The sequence below is a fragment of the Bacillus sp. Bos-x628 genome, from assembly GCF_040500475.1.
GTDB lineage: Bacteria > Bacillota > Bacilli > Bacillales > Bacillaceae > Bacillus > Bacillus maqinnsis.
Genome location: NZ_CP159358.1, coordinates 2496383 through 2515947, shown reverse-complemented (window position 1 = coordinate 2515947; position 19565 = coordinate 2496383). Strand labels below are relative to the sequence as shown.

Here is a 19565-nt window from a genome sequence, read left to right as displayed (position 1 = left end):
ATGAAACCACTTACTTCAAATGGACGGTTTGACAACATTATGCAAAAACTTGGACCATTCTTAGGGCTCATCTTCCTTGTTGTCATCGTTTCTATCTTAAATCCGTCATTTTTAGAGCCATTAAATATCTTAAACTTACTCAGACAAATCTCCATTAATGCATTGATTGCCTTTGGCATGACCTTTGTCATTTTAACTGGGGGGATTGATTTGTCTGTCGGTGCGATTCTTGCGCTGTCCAGTGCACTGACAGCTGGCTTTATCGTTTCCGGTATGGACCCGATTCTAGCCATTATCATTGGATGTATCATTGGTGCCATCCTTGGAATGATCAACGGTCTTTTCATCACAAAAGGAAAAATGGCTCCATTTATTGCCACACTTGCAACCATGACCATTTTCAGAGGTTTAACGCTTGTTTACACAGATGGAAACCCCATTACAGGACTAGGCTCTAATTATGCTTTTCAGCTATTTGGCCGCGGCTATTTCTTAGGTATCCCTGTTCCAGCTATCACCATGCTTCTCACCTTTATTGTATTATGGACTCTGCTTCATAAAACGCCTTTCGGCAGAAGAACGTATGCCATTGGCGGTAATGAAAAAGCAGCTCTCATCTCAGGTATTAAAGTGCCGCGTGTGAAAATCATGATTTATTCACTGGCAGGTTTCATGTCTGCTCTGGCAGGTGCTATTTTAACATCTCGTTTGAACTCTGCACAGCCGACTGCTGGTACTTCCTACGAGCTTGATGCGATTGCAGCCGTTGTTCTTGGCGGTACAAGCCTATCAGGCGGCAGAGGACGAATAGTCGGCACTCTTATCGGTGTACTCATCATTGGCGTATTAAACAATGGAATGAACTTACTTGGTGTATCATCATTCTATCAATCTGTCGTCAAAGGGATTGTGATCCTGATTGCAGTCCTGCTAGACAGAAAGAAATCTGCTTAAGGAGGTAGCTGCTATGAAAAAATATTTGATTCTCATCATGACTCTCTCGTTGTTCATGCTTTCTGCCTGTTCACTTGAACCACCAGAGTGGGCCAAGTCATCAAAGGGTGGCAAGAAAAAGGATATCAAAATTGGACTGTCGATCTCAACTTTAAATAACCCATTCTTTGTTTCTCTAAAAAACGGGGTGACAAAGGAAGCGAAAAAACTTGGCATTGAAGTGGTCATTGCAGATGCGCAAAATGATTCAGCCAAACAAACAAGTGATGTGGAAGACTTAATTCAGCAAGGTGTCGACGCACTGCTCATTAATCCAGCCGATTCTTCTGCGATATCAACATCTGTCGAATCAGCGAATGCGTCGAATATTCCTGTGATCACATTGGATCGTTCAGCTGAAAGCGGGAAAGTGGAAGCTCTCGTTGCTTCAGATAACGTAAAAGGTGGCGAGATGGCAGCTGACTTTATCATTGACAAGCTTGGAAAAGGGGCTAAGGTTGCTGAATTAGAAGGTGTGCCTGGAGCTTCGGCTACACGTGAGCGCGGGAAAGGCTTCCACCAAAAAGCTGACAAAGACCTTGATGTAATAGCAAAACAAGCTGCTGATTTCGATCGGACAAAAGGATTGAACGTCATGGAAAACCTGCTTCAAGGAAATCCTGACATCCAAGCAGTCTTTGCACACAATGATGAGATGGCACTTGGTGCTTTAGAGGCAATCCAAAGCTCAGGAAAGGACATCCTCGTCGTTGGTTTTGACGGAAACGAAGATGCACTGAACTCAATCAAAGCAGGGAAGCTCTCTGCGACTGTTGCACAGCAGCCAGAGCTCATTGGAAAACTTGCAGTTGATGCTGCACATGACGTATTAAACGGGAAGAAAGTACAAAAAAACATTGCAGCCCCGCTCAAATTAGTACAAAAGAAGTAAACACGGAACCCCCCGATTTCAATTCAGGGGTTTTCACCTTATTCTGGTCTTTTGAGCACAAAAGACTCGCCTAAATGGGCATAATCATTTCCGGCTAAACGCGCGACAGGCTTTAATAACTTCGTTGAAACATATCCTTTCTCCACATCGTACACGGCTTCATCTACATGTGCACAAACGACCCGGCCAATGATATGGTCAACCGTGATGTCACCTTCATCATTTTGAAAGGTCAGGTGCTTTTCTAGCTTACATTCAAAACGAATGCGCGCTTCCTTGATACCTGGAACTGCCACAGCAGTGCTTTTTACTTGGTGAAGACGGGTTTGATTCAACTCACTCTCTCCCTGTGGTAATGTAGCTGCGGTCTCGTTAATATCCTGAATGATGTCTTCATCACTGACATGGACCACAAACTCTTCCCTGTCTGTGATATGCTGCGCTGTATCTTTCATCTGCCCATTTCGTCGACCAATAGAAACGGCTATGAGAGGTGGATTGGCACTGATGACATTAAAGAAACTAAATGGTGCGGCATTTACCACATGTTCTTTTGAAAGACTAGTGATAAAAGCAATCGGTCTCGGAACAATGGAACCAGATAGTAATTGATAAGCCTCTTTTTGTGACAGCTCATCCATTTGCAAAGTAATCATCTCAAACGCCTCCTCTTGATCTATCGTCATCATAACACATTCATTCCTTTATGAAGGCTACTCCTCCTCTACCCGATTTAGAATGTGATGGACAAGGTGGAATAAAGCAGGATTATGATTTTCACGTCTATATGAAATCGTCCACTCTGCAAGTAGCTGCTCATGTTCAATAGACCGATAAACGACATCAAGGTTGAATAAGCGACGAGCCGATTTTGGAATAATAGCAATGCCGATACCTGCTGTAACAAGCCCAATGACCATTTGATATTCCTCTGCTTCCTGTACAATATTAGGATAGAATCCGTACTTTTCACAAAGCAAGACAAAATGTTGATAAAGAGACGGCCATGACTCCTTCGATAAAGAAATAATTGGTTCATTTCGAATGTCTTCTATAGTCACTGCTTCCTTTTCAGCCAGTGGGTGATTTTTTGGAATCGCAAAAATACACTCACTTTGCTTTACCTTCCGGCTGACAAGCTCATCATGGGGAGCGGTTGGATGTAAGAACCCAATGTCAATCTCACCATTCAAAAGCTCACGTAGCTGCTGCAGAACCGAAAGCTGCTTGAGCTCAATGCTGACAGAGGGATACATCTCCCTGAATTCACGAACGACTGGGGGTAAAATATCATAGGTCGCTGTCCCAACAAAACCAATAATGATTTTCCCAAGCTCTCCTCTTGCTGTATGACGTGCATGATCAACAGCTTTATCGAGCTGATGCAGCACCCCTCGAATCTCATTTAAAAATACCTTTCCAGCAGCGGTTAACTCCACCACTCGCTTAGACCGATGAAACAAAGGAAATCCCAATTCTTCCTCAAACTGCTTAATTTGCTGACTAAGCGGAGGCTGTGTCATATTCAACCGTGCGGCCGCTCTGCCGAAATGCAGCTCCTCTGCAACGGTGACAAAGTATTGCAAATGTCTCAGTTCCATCCTTTCACTCCTCTAACACTTATTCGTAAAACATATTAAAACCACGTTAAACATATATTGGAAAATTTATTTTATGAAATGTATAGTAAATCATATCATGAAAATATATTTTCATAAAAAATTTTACTTGCCGAAAGGAGTGCGGGATACATGAATTGTCAAACACAACCCCTAACAAAACGAGGAGCAGAGTTGATTGTCGATACGCTGATTGCTCAAGGTGTCACCCATGTTTTTGCCATTCCAGGTGCAAAAATTGATGCTGTATTTGATGCATTGAAAGATCGAGGTCCAGAGCTTGTATTATGCAGACATGAACAAAATGCAGCCTTTATGGCAGCTGCTGTCGGTCGTTTAACTGGCAAACCAGGCGTTTGTCTCGTCACATCAGGTCCGGGTGCGTCCAATTTAGCGACAGGTCTTTTAACAGCCAATACAGAAGGTGATCCTGTTGTGGCAATCGCCGGAAACGTTATCCGTGCGGATCGGCTAAAACGAACACACCAATCACTCGACAATGCGGCATTATTCAAACCAGTGACAAAATATAGTGTTGAAGTACAAGATGTAAAAAATATACCAGAAGCGTTAACAAATGCTTTTCGTGCGGCACAAAGAGGTCAAGCTGGAGCAGCATTTATCAGCTTTCCACAAGATGTCGTGACAGAACATACCACACAAACACCTGTGTCTGCTCACCCTTCTCCAGAACTAGGTCCTGCACCGGATGCACTCATTAGTTCGGCAATCGCCAAAATCCAAAATGCACACTTACCTGTTGCCATTGTAGGGATGAAAGCTAGTCGTCCTGCTGCTGCAAAAGCAACAAGAAAATTACTGAAAACACTTGGTATCCCATTTGTAGAAACGTACCAAGGAGCTGGTGTTCTCTCAAGAGAGCTTGAACATCAATACGTTGGCAGAATCGGTTTATTCCGTAATCAACCTGGAGACCTTTTGATCGAACAAGCAGATGTGATATTAACTATCGGCTTTGATCCAATAGAATATGATCCAAAGCATTGGAATATAAAGCCACAGCAGCGCCAAGTCATTCATGTGGATGACATTCCAGCCGATATCGATCATTTCTATGAACCAGCTCTTGAACTTATAGGTGATATATCAGCCACGGTTGAACATCTAGCACATGACAGCGTTCCACTCTCACTATGCGAAGATAAACAAGAGTTACTGGCTGAATTGCAGCAGCTATTAACTGAAATAGAAAAAGCACCAGAAAGAGAAAGTCAACTGTCTCATCCACTTGATGTCATTCATACGCTAAGACGTCTGATTCCTGATGACACGAAGGTGACCTGTGATATCGGATCACACGCCATTTGGATGTCACGTCACTTCCGTACCTATGAGCCGAATACATTATTGATCAGTAACGGTATGCAAACACTGGGCGTTGCGTTACCTTGGGCAATTGCTGCCTCAATATTAAATCCTGACGAAACCATTATTTCTGTCTCAGGTGATGGCGGCTTTCTCTTCTCTGCTATGGAATTAGAAACAGCCGTCCGAATGAAAACAAACCTTGTCCATCTCGTTTGGAATGACAGCACATACAATATGGTCGCATTTCAGCAGGAAATGAAATATGACCGTACGTCCTGTATCGAATTCGGACAGATCGACTTAGTGAAGTATGCAGAAAGCTTTGGAGCAACAGGATTACGAGTCAACTCACCTGAAGAGCTTTCAACTGTGCTTCAAAAGGGTATAGAAATAGAAGGACCCGTCATCATCGATATTCCGATTGACTATCAAGACAACTCAGACCTCGCCAGTCAAAAATGGCCAGAAGTCTTTCGTGAAAAACGAACATTGAAAGTAAGATAAGCCTTCCACAATATGTACGTCAAAGGAGTGAGAAGATATGGATATTATGCACCCAATGAATCAGCATAAAGAAGCAAGACAACAAGACAAAAAACAAGAGGTCTATCAAGTCTCGACTATGACCTCTTTGTTGGAAGCTGTATATGATGGTGATTTCTCACTATCTCATATTCCTGAACACGGTGATTTCGGCATTGGTACATTTAATCAATTAGACGGAGAGCTGATTGGCTTCGACGGAGCATTTTATCGACTTCGTTCTGATGGGACTGCAACACCAGTAACAGATCAAGACTATTCACCATTCTGCTCTCTAGCATTCTTTGAAACAGATATCGTTCATCGCATTGACACACCCATGACTTCCAAAGAATTAGAGGAAGAAATAGATCGCATTTTACCAAGTAAAAATGTTTTCTATGCGATCCGCATTGATGGGGCTTTCAAAAAGGTTCAAACTCGTACCGTTGAAAAACAGGAAAAACCTTATGTCCCTATGGTGGAAGCGGTCAAATCACAGCCGATTTTCGATTTCGAGGATATTCTAGGAACGATCGCAGGCTTTCGTACACCACAATACGCCCATGGAATTGCAGTGAGTGGATACCATTTACATTTTATTGATGATGATAGACGTGTCGGCGGGCACGTATTTGATTACTCCGTCGATCAAGTCACCATTCGAATTTCACAAAAGAGGCATATGAATTTACATCTGCCAAACACAAAGGATTTCTTACAAGCAAACATTGATCGTGCTGATCTTGCACAGCAAATTGCCAGTGCTGAAAGCAACCCAAACCAATAAGATGAAGAGCACCCCAGCGCAAACTGGGGTGCTTTTTTATGCGATTAGATTATTAGACTTCTTTTATAATTTCATTTCGTCTTCAATATTAAAATAGTTACTTCTAATCGTAAGGAAATATGATAAAATACCAACAGAAGAAAGGTGGGAATATTGTGTCAAATGAATATACCATTCCGAACTTGACATTAGATGAAAGAGATAAGCAAATTTTATCCATTTTACATGAAGACGGGCGCATTTCATATACAGATCTCGGTAAAAAAGTAGGGCTATCACGTGTTGCTGTCCAAGCCAGAATACAGCAGCTCATCGACACAGGAGTCATTGAAACATTTACCGCTGTGATTAATCCTGCAAAGGTTGGGATTCATGTGTCGGTCTTTTTCAATGTGGAAGTTGAGCCGAAATGTTTAGAAACTGTTGCCCTGCAGCTTGAACAGGAAACAGCCGTCACAAGCCTTTATCATATGACTGGACCAAGCAAACTGCATATGCATGGCATTTTTCAAAATGAACAGAAAATGGAAACGTTCCTCACAAAGAAGTTGTATCCGCTTGAAGGCGTTGTCAGTGTAGATTGCCAGATGCTTATTAAACGATATAAAAGCCGAATGGGCATGAAATTATAGAAAGGAGTTGAACAACTTGAATTCATATATAGAAATGATGATCGCCATGGTACGAACAGGTATTCTCGGCTTTGGCGGAGGACCTTCTGTGATTCCCCTCATCCGCCATGAAGCTGTGATGAAATATCAGTGGATCAGTGATGACGAATTTGGAGAAACACTCGCCATTGCCAATGCACTTCCCGGACCGATCGCAACCAAGATGTCTGCTTACCTTGGATATAAATTAAAGGGTGTTTCAGGTGCTATCGTCGCAACAGCAGCCCATATTTTACCGACATGTCTAGCTATGGTTGCACTCGTTACACTTGTCAAATTCTTAAGTTCTGCACCTATTATTCAAAACATGATTGGTGCAGTGACACCAGTCATTGCCGTTCTTTTAGGCATCATGGCATATGAATTTGGTCAAAAAACATTAAAAGGGTTTGGCATGGTATTCGGGGTCGCACTGTTTCTTGTTGCGTTTATCGGTCTTCACGTGCTGACCATTCACCCAGGGATTATCGTCATCATCTTTTTATTCTATGGTGCATTTCATTTGAACCTAAAGAATCGCTGGAAAAAGAGAAGAGAAGAGAAAGGAGTCTCTTCATGATGCTGATTCTCTTTTTATTCTGGGCATTCTTCTTATCAAATCTACTGGGATACGGCGGAGGACCTGCGTCAATTCCCTTGAATTACGAAGAGATCGTAAGTCATTTTCATTGGATGACAAATGAAGGATTCTCTAATATGCTGGCTTTGGCCAATGCGCTGCCAGGGCCTATTGCCACTAAAATTGCGGCATATGTGGGCTATGATGTCATGGGCTGGCCAGGGTTTATTGTGGCGCTGCTTGCCACCGTGTTCCCCTCCGCAACAGGCTTCATTTTATTGCTTAAGCTCATTGACCGCTTTCGTCAATCTCCTGTCGTCAAAGGGATGACATTATCCGTACAGCCTGTTATTGCCATGATGATGCTATTATTAACATGGGAAATTGCCGGAGATGCTGTGAAAGCAATCGGCTGGAACCAATCACTTGCCATTGCTGCGATCTCATTTTTCTTTATATCAAAGCTCAAAATGCACCCTGCCTTTCTCATTGTCGCCGCCTTTTTATATGGAGGATTGATCCTTCCGCATTAAAAAATCCGATATATGACAAAGGGCTAAAATGGTTTTTATTTTTGCCCTTTGTCCTCTTTATTAGCGTGAATCGAAAACCCTTGAAGACTAGGAAGACCCAAGCAATTTATGCGGAGTGAATCAGACATTCGTGTGCACCGATACTCGAGATCTGACAACGATTTTTTACATATAAACAGGTAAAATAGGTCGTCTTCCAATTGAATGATATTCGATACCTGCCTTTTCTGCCTCTTCAAGCGTATGACAGTTTCGTCCGTCAAAAATGATCGGCTGCTTCATCAATTCCCTGTATTTCTTTAATGAATATGACTGAATTTCTGCCCATTCCGTTAAAATACAAACCGCATCGGCGTCCTTAATCGCTGCTTCTAGAGTTTGGGCAAAGATGACACCATCAGGCAGTTCGCGCGCTGCCTGATGCATAGCCACAGGGTCATAGGCAACAAGCTCCGCACCTAATTGGTGCAATTCATAAGCAATCGGAATAGACGGCGCTTCTCTCAAATCATCTGTATTGGGCTTAAAGGACAGCCCAAGAAGTGCGATTCGTTTCCCTTCTAGTTGCGATCCAAGCCGCTCTTGTATGTTGCGGATGAAACAAGTTCGCTGCTCATTGTTTACCTTAATCACGGCTTTTAATAGCTCGAAATCATGAGAGACATTCCCTGCAATTTGGACGAGCGCATTTGTATCCTTCGGAAAACATGAACCTCCATATCCAATTCCTGCTCTGAGAAATGAAGAACCAATGCGCTGATCGAGCCCCATCCCCTTTGCCACCAACTCGACATCAGCACCCGTTTTTCGACAAATCGATGCAATTTCATTAATAAAGCTGATTTTCGTCGCAAGAAAAGCATTTGATGCATATTTGATCATTTCTGCACTTTTTCGGTCTGTTTTCACAAATGGAAGATGAAAATTAGCATACATTTCCTCTAATCGGTCGACTACCTCCTTTGTTTCTGCCCCAATTACAAGACGGTCTGCTCTCAATGTATCTGAAATGGCTGAACCTTCTCTTAAAAATTCTGGATTAGACGCCACATATAACCGCTCATTCCGCCCCAGTTCTTGATGAACATAACGATCAATCTGATCACAAGTACCAACAGGCACCGTACTTTTCACAACGAGAATAGCTCCCGGTTTCGCTTCATTCCCCATTTCCTTTGCTACCTGAAACACAAATTGCAAATCGGCTTGACCATCCGCCTGCTGCGGTGTGCCAACTGCAATCATTAACACATCAGCCTGTCGGTAGGCTTCCTCTCCATTTACCTGAAAACGAATCGTTCCTTGCTCCATATTCCGTCTGAGTAGCTGGTTTAAACCTGGTTCATACACCGGTGAATTTCCACGCTTGAGCTGCTGAATCTTGCGCCTATCAATATCAATACACGTCACCTCATGACCTGCCTCCGCTAAACACACCCCCGTGACAAGTCCAACATATCCACAGCCGGCTATAGCAATGTTCATGACACCATCAGCTCCCAATACTCCTTATTCTTGTAATGTCAGCGTATGCCAGGAACGGTCTTTACATTCATTAAAAGCATACAAAAACCCCCTGCTGTACACAGCAGGAGGCAACTTTATGAAACAAGGCCATTTCGGATATGAGTAATCAAATTTTCAAGCATTTCTTTTGTTGTGACATCATTTGAATTTTCACCAATATCATGAGCGTACATCAAAATCTTTAAAAACTCTTCTTGATTTAAACCCTTATTATCCATGTCTATATCCTTTCGATTCCACTAATTTCATTATTATATGCTGTATGGTTGGTTTTTGCAATACCCTAATACATCATTCGACAGCTTTTGAAATTTATGACCATTTTCATGAAAAACTTTTTTATCAATCTCCATTGAGCTATAATAAAAGAATTGGAATCTTTTACTTGGTTAGGAGCGGATCAAATGCTTCAGCACAACATCAACGAAGAAGAAATCAAACAAACAGCCGAACAGATCAAAGAACTTCTTCCTACAACAGATGAAAACAAACAACTCATCAAAAAAGCTTTGATTACTTATAGACAGGACAGCGTGTATCGTCTCAAGCAAGAGTCTGATACCGAATGGTCAGCTTATGTACATGATGTCGTGGCAGCAAAGGTTAATCTGCAACTATTGCTACCAATCATCAGCAGATGCACTTGTCCTGCTGATGGACTTTGTAAACACATTCTCGCTGTCTTCTTTTCGCTATACGCTCAAGTAGAGAGTGTGACGGGCTTTACAGAAAATTGGTCAGAAAAGGATGAGTTACAGCGTAGTAAAGAACTTATTCGACAGCACTTCCAAGTGAAGCGCCCAGACGAACAATCACTTCAAAGCTGGCTGACTTTTTTCCAAGAGGAATTTAAACTCTGGCTGAAACGGACACCGAAGCATCAGCAGACACCACAACATTTGTATTACGGTTATTTATCAATCCTGAAAAAACACGCACCTGCTTCACCTGAATTCAAAAGTTTGTATGCAATTCATATGTCAATTGATGTGTGGTTAAGGTTACATGAGCTTATAGCATTTGGTCGACTCGATGCTGAAAAAGACTTTTACTCCATGAATCCATATATAGAACAGCTTATGAACACCATTTTTGATTCAGTTGATCATTTAAAAACATATGCACTTTCCTTTTCCCTTGATCCTTTTCTTGAAAACACGCCAACTGCCGTTCGGACACTTCTCCAAATCAATGGACCTTTCCAGCATGAACGAGTGGCGGTATTTATGGAAATTTGGGGAACCATATTAAATAGAGGAAAATGGGTTAAAAAAGAAACCGAATTACTGAAGAACGCACAAAAGCAAGTACAAACGGTAGAACGCGCTATCGGGCTTATGCATATGGATTACTTGTTGAAAGAAGATGAACATCTCTTTCAGCATTTACGTCTACTCAATGCAAATATGCTGCCAAATGTACTGAATTGGCTGAAGGATCTCACAAACCGCAAAGACTGGAAACGACTCAATATCTGGTACAATGAAATCTTTTACTTAATAGAAGAGTACTGTGACCTGAATCTTTCCTACAAAGAGCTACGAGGTGCAGTCAGTGATTTCTTCTTTTATTTAGATGCGTATTACAAGCAGACAAAGGATGCTCACTTATATGAACACTATTGCCAAATCTGCATGCCTTACGCCTTCACTGAGTATAGCCAGCTTTTATATGCACAGGAGCGATATGCAGAATGGATTGAAATTCACAGCCTTGTTGGTTTTTCCATCAGCGAACTGGAAAAGGAACTGATCAAACAGATTGCAAAAGAAGAACCAGAAGCCTTGATCCCATCATATCACCGCGAGATTTCACTGCTTCTTGATCAGAAGAATCGCAGTGCTTATCGAGAGTCTGTAAAGATGTTAAAAAAACTACGTACGCTCTATCATAAAACGAAAAAAACCGCAATTTGGGAAAGATATATAAAGCAGCTACAAAGTGCAACGAAACGGCTGCGTGCATTCCAAGAGGAAATGAAGAAAGGAAAATTGATTGATGACACGCCATAAACAAATTGTCATTCATGCAGAACAAACAGAAGATTTCTCTTTCACCATTTCGGCGCAAACAGAGGACGGACACCCTGTACCGCTAAACGAAATGAAAAGGCAGCTTTTCCAATGGCATGAATCATCTTTTTATGGAACTTTTTTAGAAGATGTAAGTTTTATTGGGACACCTGCCTTCCTGTTAAGCCCTTGGATGACCGTTGAATTGTTAGGAAAAAATTCATTTAATACCTTTAGTCATGTGACGTTAACAGATGAAACCGAGCCGCTTATGAAAACAGCCTCTACCATTTATGAATTCATTGAGGATGAAGATTTTGTTCCTGATTATCAAGCATGGACAGAAGGTGTACTTCGATTTAAAGATAAAGAAGGCTTATTAGATGGATATACAGCCGATTGGTTCTCCTATGCTGTACAGGACTACATTCAATATGATGATGCCTTGCAGCATAAATGGAACCGAATGACTGCACAATCACCTGCCCTTTCATCCTTCCAAGGACATTTTTTAGATGAGCAGGACTTCTTGGAGACGATTGGCTGGATCGAGGATGAGACACCTTTCACTGTCGGTCTGCGCTTAAATGAGCCAGAATATGACGGTGATGATTGGAAAATTGAAATGTTTTTGCGCGATAAAAAGAAGAACGATCTTCACTTTTTTGAAGGCTCAAGTTCTTTAAAGAGATCATGGCGTCCCTATCAAGATAAAATCACGAGAGAGCTTGAACGGTTCAGTCAAATTGTGCCTTGGCTTTCCTTTACATCTGGCACAACACTGATGACAGAAGAAGAAGCGTGGCTCTTCTTATCTGAAGCAAGCGAAACACTAGTGAATATGGGAATTGAGATCCTGCTTCCGTCATGGTGGCAAATCGTGAAGGAAAGTACGATGATGCTAAAAGCAAGAATTTCCTCTACACCAAGAGGCGATTCGCACGTCGGAATGGATGCCTTAATGGATTTCAATTGGCGTTTTGCTACAAATGGTATTGAGCTCACTGAAGATGAATTCAACGAGCTTGTACAAAGTAAACGCCGCCTCGTCAACATTCGGGGACAATGGATTAAAATCGATCCGACTTTCATCCAGCAAATGAAAAAATGGATGGAACGTGCCGAAAACGAAGGTCTGCATATGTCCGACATATTGGCACGTGAGCTGGCAGATCAAGAGGCATCAGCAGCAGCAATGCCAGAGCTTTTGGACAGCTCGGCATTTGCCCATATCCAATTTGAACTTTCTTCTCAATTAAGAAGACTTGTCCATCAGTTAAATGATACACACGAGCTACCTTCCTACGAAATGAGCGAGGCATTTAAAGGCACACTGCGTCCGTATCAGCAGCAAGGCGTGAATTGGCTTTTATTTTTAAGATCTCATGGATTCGGGGCATGTTTAGCAGATGATATGGGACTTGGTAAAACCATTCAAATGATTGCTTATTTCACCTATTTGAAAGAACATCAGCAAAATGCCTACCCATCTCTCATCATTGCACCTACATCTGTCTTAGGAAACTGGCAAAGAGAGCTTGAAACGTTTGCACCGGATTTACGTGTAGCATTGCATTATGGCCCATCACGACCACAAGGTGAGAAATTTACAAAGGCATATGCGTCAACAGATATTGTACTGACATCCTACGGACTGTCACACTCTGACCGTGATGAACTGGCTTCTGCTCAGTGGAGTACTATTTGTTTAGACGAAGCGCAAAATATCAAGAATGCACATACAAAACAATCCAGAGCCATTAGACAATTAAAAGGACAACACCACATTGCACTCAGCGGTACACCGATGGAGAACCGATTGACGGAGCTTTGGTCCATTTTTGACTTCATCAACAAAGGCTACCTTGGCAGCCTGACAAGTTTCCATAAAAAGTTCGTCCTTCCGATTGAAAAGGATCGTGAAGAAAAAAGAATTGAACAGCTACAACAACTGATTAAGCCATTCTTATTAAGACGGACAAAACAAGATGAAGAGGTAGCCCTCAATCTACCTGAGAAACTAGAAGAAAAAGAATTCATCCCGTTATCTGCTGAACAGGCTTCTTTATATGAACAATTGGTAAAAGATACATTTGAACATATGGCATCCCTGACAGGCATGCAGCGTAAAGCAATCATTCTCAGTATGCTTGGCAGATTAAAGCAAATTTGTGACCATCCTGCCCTTTATTTAAAGGAAAATGGAACAGATGTAAAGCTGCTCCAACGTTCATTAAAAATGGATAAATTAGCGGAGCTGTTAAAAGCAATACATGAACAGGAAGAAAGCTGTCTTATCTTCACACAATATATAGAAATGGGCAACATGATCAGACGGCTAGCTGAAAAAATGTTTGGAGAGCCTGTTCAATTTTTAAACGGAAGCTTATCAAAACATGACCGGGATCGAATGGTGGAACGCTTCCAAAAGAAAGAATTTAAAATCTTAATTCTTTCCTTAAAAGCAGGAGGAACCGGACTTAACTTAACCGCTGCTAACCATGTCATTCATTACGACAGATGGTGGAACCCTGCTGTGGAAAATCAGGCGACAGACCGAGCCTATCGTATTGGACAAAAACGATTTGTTCATGTCCATAAGATGATCACAACTGGCACCATTGAGGAAAAAATAGATCAAATGCTCGAAACAAAACAAACTTTAAATGACCAAATTATCCAAAGCGAAAGCTGGATTACAGAGCTATCGACGAATGAACTAGAAGATTTATTCACATTAAGTACTTCAGCACAATCATCCTAATATAAGAGGGCTTTTCTCATGACGACGAAAAGTCCTCTTTTGATCATTTCATATAGAAGCATGTTCACGTTCATAAAAGTATATAAAAAGCGAATCCTCTCTTATTTATCCCATTTTCATCGCAAGATTTAGTTTAAAACCGTCACGATCATTTCAGTACCTGTTATGAAAATGAAATTGATTTAGCTCGAATTACTCTTACGCAGAATACGCTTCATTCTATATAATTTTTCAAATACATACGTTCAGTCTATATTTAAAAGTTGACGAATCATATGAGCAACGCCATTCTCATCATTTGTTAAAGTCATCTGATCAGCCATTTCTTTGATATCTTTCCTCGCATTCCCCATGGCGACACCTACACCAGCTACTTGAAGCATCGAACGGTCATTTAAACTATCACCTATAGCTGCTGTATTGCTTAAAGGAATGCCTAGTCGATCTGCTAACCTTGTCAATGCCTGCCCTTTGGACGCATCCTTTGAACCAATCTCAAAGTTATAATCTGCTGAACTGACCAGCGTTACATTTGGATCTTGTCTAAACGTCTCCCATCCGGCCTTCAGTCGGTCTTGAAGGAAGGAGAAACCTAGGATGTTATAAAATAAAAGCTCCTGACCCTCACGAAACAATTCTTCATATGTATCAATATAAGCAAAACCTGACTGGCTGTATTGCACTTCTGCTGCTTGTTTTAAGACCGTCATATCTGTTTTGGGATTTTCACTTTTTAAGCGGTCCATTTCTATTGCAAGCAACTCTCTGCCATGATTCGGTGTGAAAATCGCCTCGTTCGTAAATACTTCATAGTAATAGTCACGTTCCTCAAGCCATGATAAAATCTGTTTGGCTTTCTCTTCTTGTAAAGAGGCTGAATAATACACTTGTCCTGATGGATCATGAATAACGGCTCCATTCGCACTAATGACCCATGTATTCATACCAAGCTGATCAAAGATGGACTTCACATCAAAATACGCTCTTCCTGTTGATACCACAACTTCAATTCCGCTCGCTACTGCTTCCTTTAATGCCTGTTCGTTTTCTGGACTCACTTTGTGTTCACTATTCAATAAAGTTCCGTCTAAATCCGTCGCGATTAACTGAATGCTTGCCATGGTTCTCTCCTTTTTTTCTCCATTTTTAGCTGAAAATCCGTTTATAAAATCAATCATCATTATGTAATGAGCATTCATAATTTGCAAGAGATGATCGGTTTAGCATGGTAAAAAGGGTATCCGGTCACCAAAAATGACCGGATACAATTACGAGGATTGGCAGGGGAAACATGACATGACATTGAAGCATTTGGTTCTATTACGCAGTGTGTAACAGGCAAAGTCTATCAGCCTTAGCTAGAGGGGGGCTGCTGACCGCTAGAACCTTACCTTTTTAACTCAGAATTTCGCCTCCTTTCCTTTCAACTAACACCTAGTCTACTCGGAAACAAAATATAAGACAAAACGCTAAAATGATATCTTCCATCTTTAACATCTTCTATTCACCATTTAATTATTGGTTTTTACTGCCTGAGCATAATACATTATCTTCTTTTGCTTCAAGAAATACTTATTTTTAATAAATTGATAAAAAACACCTGAATGAATCCACTTACTAGAAGGCATATAAATATAATCCGAGCCATCCCATGCAAACCAATAAAAGTCAAGCTTCCCATGAGTACACACGCATATTGCTTTTCGCCTTATCTTGGTCAAAATGTATTTCTCGAAGTTTATAGGATTCCATAAAACATCTCCTTTCACTTTATGGGCAGCGGTTTCATTTATACAGAAGTTGTATGCTATAATGATACTTACGAATAACGAACGCTTGTGAGGTGATAAATATTGAAAACCTTTAGGCTCATTGACTTAAAAATCGAACTTGATCCAAAGCAGGATAAAATGTCCAGTATCCCCCTTAGCGACGGTTTAATCATTAATAAAGAAGACGGTGAAAATCACTGGATGATCGAGGCACTCATCCCCAAAAAACATAGACAGGTGTTTGAAGTGCTCTTTCAACAGCACACAGAAGTGAAGATTCTCGTGACGATTACAAAAGAAAATAACCGACCTGTTCACCTATCTGTCAAAGTCAAAAACATCGTTGCATTGGAAGAACACATTTCGGTCTTACTCGACGGTAAAATGATTACAAATCGTTACAGAACAGAAACCGAAGAAGTATTAAAAGACCTCGTCAAAGAGGGGCTCTCAGGAGAAAAACTGCTGGATGCTTTTAAACAAAACACGTAAAAAAGAGCGGGGGTTAGCCGCTCTTTTTCTATTGCGTATCTTTTGATTGGCTCTGATTTTTCAATAAATCTCTAATTTCAGTTAACAGAATTTCTGTTTGATCTAGTGTTTCCACTATCTCTTCTTCCTGTACCTTTTTCCGTTTGAATTTATGTAGATAACGAATAAAGATAAAAATGGAAAACGAGATAATGAGGAAATCAACCACTGTTTGAATAAAGTTACCATACAAAATTTGAGCAGAACCGACCTTGATTGATAAACGACTAAAATCATGTCCTCCAATGATTATGCCGACAAACGGCATGATCAGATCATTCACAAGAGAAGTGACAATTTTGCCAAATGCTCCCCCAATGATGACACCTACAGCCAAGTCAAAGACGTTCCCCTTGACTGCAAACTCTCTAAATTCTTTCAGCATCTGTATCACCCTCATCTTTTTATTTCATGTGATGTTTTTTATCAGAAAAGCAAGTTCTTATCCAAGCTGAACAATTCCACATAAAAACGGCTCATGCAAGATGAACCGCCGGACATATCACTATACTTTAGGACCGATAGAAAATGTGAGTTCCGCTTCACAAGCGATCTCACCATCGACTGTCGCTACTGCTTTTCCTTTTCCAATAGGACCGCGGAGTCGCGTGATTTCGACCTCTAAGCGAAGCTGGTCGCCAGGCTTGACCTGTCTTTTGAATCGGCAGCCGTCAATACCAGCAAACAAACCAATTTTCCCCTTGTTTTCTTCTTTGCTTAGCATAATGACCGCACCAACCTGTGCCAGTGCTTCAACAATCAACACGCCCGGCATGACAGGATATCCTGGGAAATGACCATTAAAAAACTCTTCATTTGCTGTTACATTTTTAAGACCAACCGCTCTTTTCTCATCTTCAACCTCTAAAATACGGTCGACCAATAAGAATGGATAACGGTGTGGAATAATTTCTTTAATTTGCTGAGCATCAAGCATATCTTGATCTCTCCTTCTTTTATATATCGCTAATCATCAATTGATTCCTCTAGAAGTATATTATGAATGCTGTCATTTTTCAATGTCTGACCTCACCATATGGTAAAAGTTTACATAAATCATTACCTATTGTCTTCAAATATAATCCACTCTGCTCTCATTGTTTTTTCACAAATATGGTAATATATATTACAACAATGATTGAATAAGAGGGTAAAAATGAATTTTATAAGCGATAAATCCATTAAAAAACTTCTCCATTCCTGGTATACAATGCTAAAACATCGACATTTTTCAAAGGCTGAAGAAATCAAAGCCACTTTATCAAAATATAAACGAAAATTAGTAAAGAAACAGGAACTCTATTTACATTATCAACTCATGCTATTCCGTCATCAACTCTGGATGAACCAGATAGAAGACTTAGAGAAACTCAAACATGAGCTGCTGCTTCACAAAGATCAAATGAACGAAGAATTACAATATTACTTTTACTTTTTTCTCGGATTATACGAATCTGTAAAAAGTGATCAAAACAGTGCAATTCATTATATTGAAATGGCAGAAGAGAGACTTCCTGTACTTAACGATGAACTAGAGGAAGCGGAATTCCACTTTCGCACAAGCGGTATTTATTATAACAACCGCTATTCATTGTTATCGATTCGTCATATTCAAAAAGCAATGGACATCTTTGCCAAATACGGGGATATCCATAGTATCTATCGATGTAAAATTGTGCTCGCACTTAATTTTAGTGACCAGAAAAAATATGAAGAAGCGGAAGCGATTTTTATTGATATTATCGAATACGTCAAGATGATCAATGACCAAGAACTGCTTGGCATCGTTTATTATGACGCTGGTTTTATTAAATCAAGACAAAACCGGCATAAGGAAGCACTTGAATACTTTAAAAAGGCGCTTCGCCTCCCAGCATACCGGAAATCAACTCATTCATATGTATCGTGCTTATATGAAACTGTGCGATCCTGTTTTAAAGAAAATTTAACAGAGGAAGGAAAGCAGTATCTCCAAAAGGGGCTAAACGAAGCGATTGCCTCTCAGTTTGATATATTAAGAATGAAGTTCCAAATTTTATCTCTTCTCTACAGCCAAACACCAAAGGCAGACGAACAAATTGCAACGCTCGTCACAAGCCTTGAAAGAAAAGAAGCCTGGATTGATCTTGAGGATTTGCTTGCAGACGTCTCAGATTATTATAAAAAAAAGGGCGACTTTGAGCGAGCCGCCTTTTTTATCATGAGAGGCTGACACAAGCCTGCCTTCTCTATTATCTCATTTGATTAATCAATCCTAGCATCTGATCGCCCATTGTAATGGTTCTTGCGTTCATCTGATAAGATCTTTGTGTCGTCATTAAGTCTGTTAATTCTTTAGACATATCAACATTCGAGGTTTCAAGTGCACCTTGCTGAAGCTGGATGGTTTGGCGATTCGCACCATTTAGTGCTGTTAACGCACCTTGATAGTTGTCGTCTACTGAGAATAAATTATCTCCTTCAGAGATCAGAGCTGAAGAATTATTCACTTGAACAACACCAAGATTCACCTGCTGATTCGGTTGATTGTTTCTTGAAATGGCGGTTAGTCTTCCGTTCTTATCAATTGAAATATCACGGAAATTCGCATTCAAGACAATGGCTTTTCCGTTTTCATCAAGAATCGGATAGCCCTCACTTGTGACTAGCTGGACCTGATTAGGATTTGTACCAGGCTGCAAATAAAGAGAACCATCTCTTGTATAGCGAATATTACCGCCTGCATTGACCTGTAAATATTGTGATGGTGCCCCAAACGCAACATCGAGATCTCGCCCTGTCTCTTTGATGGAACCTTGTAATGAGTTGATTGAGGCATTCACCATGGTTCCTGTGCCAAGCCTAAGTCCAGCAGGTGTCAGTCGGCTGTTTGTCACCTGTTCATTCTTTTCATCTACCTGGTTAAATTGCTGTCTGACAAGCTCTGAGAAGCGGGTATTTTTCGAACGATACCCTGTTGTTTCACTGTTGGCAATGTTATTGCTGATAATATCAAGCTGCTTTTGCACCTCATTCATTGACACTGATGCATTGATCATCGTTCTTAGCATG

19 protein-coding genes are annotated in these 19565 nt (G+C 40.8%); 11 read left to right on the top strand and 8 right to left on the bottom strand.

Features of this window, described 5'->3' with window-relative positions:
* Nucleotides 1–954, top strand: coding sequence for a ribose ABC transporter permease RbsC (gene rbsC / locus ABVJ71_RS12980; protein ID WP_353854379.1), 954 nt, complete (start codon nucleotides 1–3; stop codon nucleotides 952–954).
* Nucleotides 955–967: 13 nt separating this feature from the next.
* The gene (gene rbsB / locus ABVJ71_RS12975) at nucleotides 968–1885 is read left to right on the top strand and encodes a ribose ABC transporter substrate-binding protein RbsB (protein WP_353854378.1); all 918 of its coding nucleotides are present in this window, start codon (nucleotides 968–970) and stop codon (nucleotides 1883–1885) included.
* Between the two features lie 38 nt (nucleotides 1886–1923).
* On the opposite strand, the gene ABVJ71_RS12970 is transcribed toward rbsB, so the two are convergent.
* Nucleotides 1924–2541, bottom strand: coding sequence for a flavin reductase family protein (locus ABVJ71_RS12970; protein ID WP_353854377.1), 618 nt, complete (start codon nucleotides 2539–2541; stop codon nucleotides 1924–1926).
* Nucleotides 2542–2598: 57 nt separating this feature from the next.
* Entirely contained in the window at nucleotides 2599–3486 is an 888-nt protein-coding gene (gene alsR, locus ABVJ71_RS12965) for an acetoin biosynthesis transcriptional regulator AlsR (RefSeq protein ID WP_353854376.1), read from the bottom strand.
* 150 nt (nucleotides 3487–3636) lie between these two features.
* Here alsR and alsS point away from each other — a divergent pair, with 150 nt between their 5' ends.
* The 5 genes from alsS (at nucleotide 3637) to ABVJ71_RS12940 (ending at nucleotide 7908) form a co-directional block, all read left to right on the top strand.
* Nucleotides 3637–5337, top strand: coding sequence for an acetolactate synthase AlsS (gene alsS / locus ABVJ71_RS12960; RefSeq protein ID WP_353854375.1), 1701 nt, complete (start codon nucleotides 3637–3639; stop codon nucleotides 5335–5337).
* 46 nt (nucleotides 5338–5383) lie between these two features.
* A complete protein-coding gene (gene budA / locus ABVJ71_RS12955) occupies nucleotides 5384–6145 on the top strand; it encodes an acetolactate decarboxylase (protein WP_353856668.1) in 762 nt (253 codons plus the stop codon).
* Between the two features lie 155 nt (nucleotides 6146–6300).
* Nucleotides 6301–6777: an Lrp/AsnC family transcriptional regulator gene (locus tag ABVJ71_RS12950; protein WP_353854374.1), complete on the top strand. Its 477-nt coding sequence runs from the start codon at nucleotides 6301–6303 to the stop codon at nucleotides 6775–6777.
* A 34-nt stretch (nucleotides 6778–6811) separates the two neighbouring features.
* Nucleotides 6812–7375, top strand: coding sequence for a chromate transporter (locus ABVJ71_RS12945; protein ID WP_353856667.1), 564 nt, complete (start codon nucleotides 6812–6814; stop codon nucleotides 7373–7375).
* Nucleotides 7375–7908, top strand: coding sequence for a chromate transporter (locus ABVJ71_RS12940; protein ID WP_353856666.1), 534 nt, complete (start codon nucleotides 7375–7377; stop codon nucleotides 7906–7908). Before ABVJ71_RS12945 ends, ABVJ71_RS12940 begins: the two co-directional genes overlap by 1 nt.
* A 165-nt stretch (nucleotides 7909–8073) precedes the next feature.
* Here the strand turns inward: ABVJ71_RS12940 and ABVJ71_RS12935 are convergent, their stop codons facing one another.
* Both ABVJ71_RS12935 and ABVJ71_RS12930 read right to left on the bottom strand, forming a co-directional pair.
* The gene (locus ABVJ71_RS12935) at nucleotides 8074–9393 is read right to left on the bottom strand and encodes a UDP-glucose/GDP-mannose dehydrogenase family protein (RefSeq protein ID WP_353854373.1); all 1320 of its coding nucleotides are present in this window, start codon (nucleotides 9391–9393) and stop codon (nucleotides 8074–8076) included.
* A gap of 116 nt (nucleotides 9394–9509) precedes the next feature.
* The gene (locus tag ABVJ71_RS12930) at nucleotides 9510–9653 is read right to left on the bottom strand and encodes a hypothetical protein (protein WP_268372870.1); all 144 of its coding nucleotides are present in this window, start codon (nucleotides 9651–9653) and stop codon (nucleotides 9510–9512) included.
* Between the two features lie 186 nt (nucleotides 9654–9839).
* On the opposite strand from ABVJ71_RS12930, the gene ABVJ71_RS12925 reads away from it, so the two are divergent.
* A complete protein-coding gene (locus tag ABVJ71_RS12925; RefSeq protein WP_353854372.1) occupies nucleotides 9840–11447 on the top strand; it encodes an SWIM zinc finger family protein in 1608 nt (535 codons plus the stop codon).
* Nucleotides 11434–14211 carry a DEAD/DEAH box helicase gene (locus ABVJ71_RS12920; RefSeq protein WP_353854371.1) on the top strand — a complete coding sequence of 926 codons (2778 nt, stop codon included), beginning with the start codon at nucleotides 11434–11436 and terminating at the stop codon, nucleotides 14209–14211. The genes ABVJ71_RS12925 and ABVJ71_RS12920 overlap by 14 nt, the downstream gene beginning before the upstream one ends.
* Nucleotides 14212–14456: 245 nt before the next feature.
* On the opposite strand, the gene ABVJ71_RS12915 is transcribed toward ABVJ71_RS12920, so the two are convergent.
* The gene (locus ABVJ71_RS12915) at nucleotides 14457–15323 is read right to left on the bottom strand and encodes a Cof-type HAD-IIB family hydrolase (RefSeq protein WP_353856665.1); all 867 of its coding nucleotides are present in this window, start codon (nucleotides 15321–15323) and stop codon (nucleotides 14457–14459) included.
* 741 nt (nucleotides 15324–16064) lie between these two features.
* Between ABVJ71_RS12915 and ABVJ71_RS12910 the strand changes: the two genes are divergently transcribed.
* Nucleotides 16065–16475, top strand: coding sequence for a YwpF-like family protein (locus tag ABVJ71_RS12910; protein WP_353854370.1), 411 nt, complete (start codon nucleotides 16065–16067; stop codon nucleotides 16473–16475).
* A 28-nt stretch (nucleotides 16476–16503) separates the two neighbouring features.
* Here ABVJ71_RS12910 and mscL read toward each other — a convergent pair whose 3' ends face one another.
* Entirely contained in the window at nucleotides 16504–16899 is a 396-nt protein-coding gene (mscL, locus tag ABVJ71_RS12905) for a large conductance mechanosensitive channel protein MscL (protein WP_353854369.1), read from the bottom strand.
* Nucleotides 16900–17019: 120 nt separating this feature from the next.
* Nucleotides 17020–17451 carry a 3-hydroxyacyl-ACP dehydratase FabZ gene (gene fabZ, locus ABVJ71_RS12900; RefSeq protein WP_353854368.1) on the bottom strand — a complete coding sequence of 144 codons (432 nt, stop codon included), beginning with the start codon at nucleotides 17449–17451 and terminating at the stop codon, nucleotides 17020–17022.
* A gap of 273 nt (nucleotides 17452–17724) precedes the next feature.
* Here fabZ and ABVJ71_RS12895 point away from each other — a divergent pair, with 273 nt between their 5' ends.
* Entirely contained in the window at nucleotides 17725–18726 is a 1002-nt protein-coding gene (locus ABVJ71_RS12895) for a tetratricopeptide repeat protein (protein ID WP_353854367.1), read from the top strand.
* A 19-nt stretch (nucleotides 18727–18745) separates the two neighbouring features.
* Here ABVJ71_RS12895 and ABVJ71_RS12890 read toward each other — a convergent pair whose 3' ends face one another.
* The gene (locus ABVJ71_RS12890) at nucleotides 18746–19564 is read right to left on the bottom strand and encodes a flagellar hook-basal body protein (RefSeq protein ID WP_353854366.1); all 819 of its coding nucleotides are present in this window, start codon (nucleotides 19562–19564) and stop codon (nucleotides 18746–18748) included.
* Nucleotide 19565: the final 1 nt, after the last annotated feature.